Below are 6,206 nucleotides of genomic sequence, written 5' to 3'. Positions count from 1 at the left end.
AATTACCTGGGGTGGCGCTGGATACTGGACGCCGGGCGCATCCGCTCCCCAGAAACATTATTGAAGGCAACACTGGGCGAGTTCCCACATTTGACGGTGACATAGCTTTTTTTCGTCTGCCGGGCATGAAAAAAGCCGCACTCTCGTGCGGCTTTCGGGGGCAGTACCGGCAGCCATTTCAGGCTGCCGGGGATTGCGCTACATTACATGAACTTGTAGCCTGCGCCGATGTAGAAGTAACGGCCGCGCACGTTGTACAGCTGAGCAAAGCCCAGGGTGCCGTACTGGTTACCCGCGCCCATTGCGCTAAACGGTGGCATTTTGTCGAACAGGTTCTTGATGCCGGCCGTGAAGGTCAGGTTTTGCATCGCCACGTACTGGCCCGTCAGATCGACTTCCGTGTGCGAAGGAATCGTGCGGGTGCCCGGCTTGATTTCTTCGCGGCGCTTGTCAGAGTCGATCATGTCGCCCGTCGTGCGAATGACCAGGGAGCCGGACATATTGTCCTTTTCCAGGCTCGCAGTAAACGTGTTGCGGTATTTCGGGTTCATGAACGTCTTCAGCGTGCTTTGCACCGGATCCGTTTCCGTATCCTGCGTTTCCATGCGGGTGTAGACGGTGGACGCATTGCGGATCGTGAACTTGCCGAACATCGTTTGCGGCGAGGTGTAGCGTACGTCCGTATCGAAACCGCGTACTTCGGTGGTAGCCAGGTTCTGGTTGTTCAGCAGGATGCGCGCGTCGCCATTCTTGATTTCGACGTTGCCGCGCTCGATCGCCTTGGTTTCCGTCAGGGTACCGATCTCGTTCTTCTTGTCGATCTTGAAGTAATCGATGCTGACCGTCAGCGAGTTCACTGGCGAGAACACCACGCCCAGGTTATAGGTCTTGCCCGTTTCAGGTTTCAAGTCCTTGTTGGAGCCGGAGACCTGGTAGTAGGAGAAGTTGGTGCAATTGCCGGAAATCGAAGGGAAGGCATTGCAGATTTCCTTGTCGTTCGTCGTATAGGCACCGGCATCGACGCCGCCATACATCTGTTTCAGCGATGGCGCCAGGTAGCTGCCTGCATACGAACCGCGGAACATCAGGTTGTTCAGCGGCTGGTAGCGCAAAGCCAGTTTCGGGCTGGTCTTGCTGCCGACATTCGAGATGTCGTCATAGCGCAAGGCGACCTGAGCTTCGACGTTTTTCAGGAAGGGAATCGACAGTTCGCCGAAGATGCCCTTGGAATTGCGGTCCGCCTTCACGGAGGCTTGCTGGATGCTGCCGAAGACCAGGCCATCGATCTGGTTCTGGTCGGGCTGGTCGCTCAGCGTTTCCTTGTTGTACGACACGCCGACGGCGTAGGCCATCGCACCGCCAGCCAGGTCCATGATCGGCGCCGAGGCCTTGGCGTTGAAGAAGGTCAGTTCCGATTTGCCGGCGCGCGTAGGCGTCAGGCGAATCTTGTCGACGGCGGCTTGCGGGTTGTCGGTGCGGGTCGGGTCGATCGAACCATTCTCGATCGCTTCGTTGAACAGATCGTAATGTGCGTAGTTCGAATCGCGGTTGGTGGCCTTGCTTACGCCCTTGCCGATGGCGACGTCCCAGTCGATGCCGCGCGTCGTGCCTTCCAGGCCCGTCGAGAACTGGGTCATTGTGCCCTTGCGGTTGGTCTTGCGAGGACCCATTTGCATAAAGCGGCCGGCAACGGTCTTGCCATTGACTACGAAGTTGCCCGGAGCAGCCTGGGCTTCGAAGTCATCCTTGCTTTCGGAATAGGTAAATTCCGCGAACGCGCGGATGTTGTCGCTGATTTTCAGGCTGCCGATCAGCATGCCGCTGACGCGGTCGGCGCCGTTGGTCGAGGTCAGCAAGGTCTTGTTGACGTCGAAACGGCAGGAGCCGTTGCTCAAATCGTCCGGTGGGCATGGCACCAGGGTGCCGCCGCCGGCGATATTGCCGCTAGGATGGAAGCCGCTGCGGCCATCCGGGCCGCCAAAGCGGCGGAAGTCGGCCGAACGGGTCAGGTCGCGGTCCTTGCGGTAGATCGGATCGCGCTTGAACACGTCGACCGTGGCCAGTACGTTGAAGCCCTGGGTGTCGTAGTCGCCAAAACCGTACACGAGGTTGGCCGTCTTTTCCTTGGCGTCCGAGCGCGAGCTTTGACCATAGCTGGTCTTCGCTTCCAGGCCCTGGTAGTTCTTTTTGGTGATGAAGTTCATCACGCCGGCCACCGCATCGGCGCCATAAATGGCGGATCCGCCGTCCTTCAGGATTTCAATGCGTTCCAGCGCGCTCAGCGGGATAGCGTTGACGTCGACAGCGGCACCGGCGCCGGAGCCGTCAGCCAGCGCATTGGTTGGCAGGCGGCGGCCGTTCAACAGGATCAGCACGTTGCGTTCGCTCAAGCCGCGCATCTTGATGTTGGTGGTGCCGGAACCGGAAGGCGAGTTGGCGCTCAGCTCGCCTTGATCATTGATGTCGATCGAGGCCAGATTCTTGACCAATTCGGCAACGCTGGTGGCGCCCGTGCGCTCGATATCTTTTTTGGTGTAAATCTCCACCGGTGCGGCCGTTTCGGCATCCACGCGCTTGATGGCGGAACCGGTGACGACCACGCGCTGCAATTTCTCGTCAGCCTTGGCTTCCTGCGCTTGAGCGGCCTGATGCATGAAGCCTGCGCTCATGACCAAAGTGCCGGCAAACATCATGCGCAAGGATTTGCTTAATTTCTTTTCAATCATTGTCCATCCTCCAACTAGGAAACTTTAGTTTCCTTAGGGTTTTTATTTAGCTATTTGAAAGTATTTTCAAAATTACCATGTTTATAAATTTAGCAGCTTAAATTTACAATTCATCAGACCATTTTTCGCCTTGGGCTGTCAAGACGGCTCTGCTTTTTGCGTATGGATTCTCTCTTCGAAGAATGACGCTGGATGAATTTGATTTGTGTATGGCAGGAAATCATTAAATTTCAATTGTTAAATAAATTTAATTTCCCCATTGGCAAAAAAAGCGTGGATAGTTTTGTTTTTTTATAATGCCGATCTAGACATCTGTTGTTTTTTTGTGACGTTTTATAGTGTCGTTGCGACGATTGCCCGCCGCATTGCGTCAGCGCCACGGGCAAAAAAAACCGCCCGTGGAGGGCGGCCGGCATGACGGGGAAGCGCGCTTATTGAAACGCCACCTCCGCAAAACTGCGCAATTTTCGGCTGTGCAGGCGGTCCACGCCCTGGCGGCGCAGCAGTTCCACGGCGCGGATGCCGATGCGCAGATGCTGGTCGACCCGTTCGCGGTAGAAGTGATTGGCCATGCCGGGCAGCTTGATTTCGCCGTGCAGCGGCTTGTCGCTCACGCACAGCAGGGTGCCGTACGGGACGCGGAAACGGAAGCCGTTGGCGGCGATCGTCGCGCTTTCCATGTCCAGCGCGATGGCGCGGCTCTGGCTGAAGCGGCGCTCCGGCGTGCGCTGCGGCAGCAGTTCCCAGTTGCGGTTGTCCGTGCTGGCCACGGTCCCCGTGCGCATGATGTGTTTCAAGTCATGCCCCGTCAGCTGGGTGATCTCCGCCACCGCCGTTTGCAGCGCCTGCTGGATTTCCGCCAGCGGCGGGATCGGCACCCATAGCGGCAAGTCTTCGTCGAGCACGTGGTCTTCGCGCACATACGCGTGCGCCAGCACGTAGTCGCCCAGGCTTTGCGTGGTGCGCAGGCCCGCGCAATGACCGAGCATCAGCCAGGCGTGCGGGCGCAGCACGGCGATATGGTCGGTGATGGTCTTGGCGTTGGCCGGACCGACACCGATATTGACCATGGTGATGCCGCTGCCGTCCGCGCGCAGCAGGTGATAGGCGGGCATCTGCGGCAGGCGCGGCGGGGCGGCGCCCAGCGCATCCTCGCTTTCGACCGTCTGGCCGACCCGGCGCGTGACCACGTTGCCCGGTTCGACAAAGGCGACGTAGCCGTCGTCGTCCGAGGGCGCTTGCGCATCGGGCGCGCGGTCCATCATGGCGTGGCCCAGGCGGATGAATTCGTCGATATAGAACTGGTAATTGGTAAACAGGACGAAGTTCTGGAAATGCTGCGGCGAGGTGCCGCTGTAGTGGCGCAGGCGCTGCAGCGAATAGTCGACGCGCGGGCCCGTGAACAGCGACAGGGGCTGCGCTTCGCCGTGCGCCGGTTCGTGCGTGCCGTTGGCGATGCCGTCGTCCATGGCCGACAGGTCGGGCAGGTCGAACAGGTCGCGCATGGCCAGGCGGCGGCCCGCATCCATATTGCCTTCGATATGGTCATGCTCGGCGAACGAGAAATGCACGGGAATGGGCTGGGCGCTGACGCCCACTTCCAGGTGCACTTTCTGGCCGCTGTTATGGTTTTTCAGCAGCAGGGTGAACTGGTCCAGATAGTAATCGCCGAACAGGTCAGGGCGCGTCAGCGTGGTTTCAAACACGCCGGGGCCGGCGACAAAACCGTAGGCCAGCGGCGAGTCGGCGCGCGCCACGGTGTCGGTCTGGATGCGTACGAAGGGGTAGCAGGCGCGCACGCGCTCGTGCATGTCTTCGCCGGCGACAAAGCGCTGCAGCGCGTCGCGCAGGTGTTCGATGCTGCTGCGGTAAATGGCTTGCACCTGTTCCAGCGCCAGGCGTGGATCGTCGAAGCGGGAGGAGGCGATGAAGGGGGGCGTAAGCAAGCGGATTCTCCTTGTAGCGGTTCGTGCATACCATTGTAAGGCAGCAGGGCAACTCATGTTGGCGCATGTCGGGGGCGCTTGACGAATTCAAATAGAATCTGTATTCTATTTGAATGGTCAGACTAGCCAAATTCAACGAAAACAACTTCATCGACAGCGCGATCGCCGTCGCCGCCCAGTGCGGCGTGGGCGCCGTGTCGATGGCTGCCATCGCCGTCAAGGCCGGCGCGCCCATCGGCTCCGTGTATCACCGCTTCGATTCGCGCAACGCCATCCTGGCGCGCGCTTGGCTGCGCGTGAAAAGCGACTTCCGCGAGGAAGTGGCCAGCCGCTGGCTCGGCGGCGACACCTGGGCCGGCGTGCACGGCTTGCTGGACTGGTGCCGGCGCAAGCCCGTGTACGCGCGCTTCCTGCTGCAATGCGCGGACAGCCCCGATTTCAGCAGTGGCCTCAGCGAGCAATTGCTGGCCGCCGTCGAAGAGGAACAGGCGGCGCTCGACGCCTGCTTTGTGCGCTGCGCCGAAGCCATGCCCGCCACCACGGAGCTGGACCTCGATCACATGCTGCTCAAATTCGTGCTGATCGACGCGCCCGTGGCCGTCGTCAAGCCCTACCTGACCCAGGAGCGGCCGATACCGGCCAGCGTCGACGCCATGCTGCGCGCCTCGCACGACGCCGTGCGCGGCTGGGCGACCCAAACCATCACACACTGACAAAGAAAAGAATCCCCATGCGCTATTCCACCCAGCTTGAACACGGCAAGAAAATCCCGCTGCACGATGAAGAGGGTTTTATCGGCATGCGTGCGGCCGGCCGCATCGCCGCCGACACGCTCGACTACATCGCGCCTTTCGTCAAACCGGGCGTGTCGACGGCCAAGCTCGACGCCCTGTGCGAGGAATTCATGCGCGCCGCTGGCGCCATCCCCGGCACCATCGACTACCACGGCTACAAGCACGCCAGCTGCATCTCCGTCAATCACGTCGTCACGCACGGCATCCCGTCCGAGACCAAGATCCTGAAAGTGGGCGACATCCTGAACATCGACGTGACCCCGAAATTCAACGGCTGGTTCGGCGATACCAGCCGCACCTTCAAGGTGGGCGCCGTGTCCATCCTGGCCAACCGCCTCGTCAACACGGCGTATGACGCCATGATGGCCGGCATCCACACCGTGCGTCCGGGCGCGACCCTGGGCGACGTGGGCGCCGCCATCGAGGCGGTGGCCAAGGCACAGGGCTTTTCCTCCGTGCGCGACTTCTGCGGCCATGGCGTGGGCCAGGTCTTCCACGACACGCCGCAAGTGCTGCACTACGGCCGCGCCGGCACGGGCATCGTGCTCGAACCAGGCATGATTTTCACGATCGAACCGATGCTCAACGTGGGCAGCTACCAGGTCAAGGTCTTGCCCGACAAATGGACGACGGTGACGAAAGACCGTTCGCTGTCGGCGCAGTTCGAGCATTCGCTGGCCGTGACGGAAACGGGCTTTGAGATCTTTACCCTGACCGGTTCGACCGAGCCGCTGGTCTGA

Annotated in this window: 4 protein-coding genes and 1 pseudogene; 3 read left to right on the top strand and 2 right to left on the bottom strand. The window is 60.3% G+C overall.

Annotated elements, in window-relative coordinates; genetic code table 11:
* Nucleotides 1-105, top strand: a pseudogene (locus AC1Q6X_RS02575) (IS1595 family transposase); the annotation flags it as partial.
* A gap of 98 nt (nt 106-203) precedes the next feature.
* Here the strand turns inward: AC1Q6X_RS02575 and AC1Q6X_RS02570 are convergent.
* Both AC1Q6X_RS02570 and AC1Q6X_RS02565 read right to left on the bottom strand, forming a co-directional pair.
* The gene (locus tag AC1Q6X_RS02570; protein ID WP_070312843.1) at nt 204-2,726 is read right to left on the bottom strand and encodes a TonB-dependent receptor; all 2,523 of its coding nucleotides are present in this window, start codon (nt 2,724-2,726) and stop codon (nt 204-206) included.
* Nucleotides 2,727-3,157: 431 nt separating this feature from the next.
* On the bottom strand, nt 3,158-4,672 hold the full coding sequence (locus tag AC1Q6X_RS02565) for an AMP nucleosidase (protein ID WP_152281250.1): 1,515 nt from the start codon (nt 4,670-4,672) through the stop codon (nt 3,158-3,160).
* Between the two features lie 113 nt (nt 4,673-4,785).
* On the opposite strand from AC1Q6X_RS02565, the gene AC1Q6X_RS02560 reads away from it, so the two are divergent.
* Both AC1Q6X_RS02560 and map read left to right on the top strand, forming a co-directional pair.
* Nucleotides 4,786-5,385, top strand: coding sequence for a TetR/AcrR family transcriptional regulator (locus AC1Q6X_RS02560; protein WP_070291842.1), 600 nt, complete (start codon nt 4,786-4,788; stop codon nt 5,383-5,385).
* A gap of 17 nt (nt 5,386-5,402) precedes the next feature.
* Nucleotides 5,403-6,206, top strand: a complete 804-nt coding sequence (gene map, locus AC1Q6X_RS02555) for a type I methionyl aminopeptidase (protein ID WP_070260327.1) — start codon at nt 5,403-5,405, stop codon at nt 6,204-6,206.

This window comes from Janthinobacterium sp. GW823-FHT06H09 (assembly GCF_058794735.1).
This window is presented reverse-complemented; position numbering and strand designations above follow the sequence as displayed.

Coding starts and splice junctions, on each gene's coding strand:
- map (WP_070260327.1), top strand. CDS start 5,403: ATGCGCTATTCCACCCAGCTTGAACACGGCAAGAAAATCCCGCTGCAC.
- AC1Q6X_RS02570 (WP_070312843.1), bottom strand. CDS start 2,726: ATGATTGAAAAGAAATTAAGCAAATCCTTGCGCATGATGTTTGCCGGC.
- AC1Q6X_RS02560 (WP_070291842.1), top strand. CDS start 4,786: ATGGTCAGACTAGCCAAATTCAACGAAAACAACTTCATCGACAGCGCG.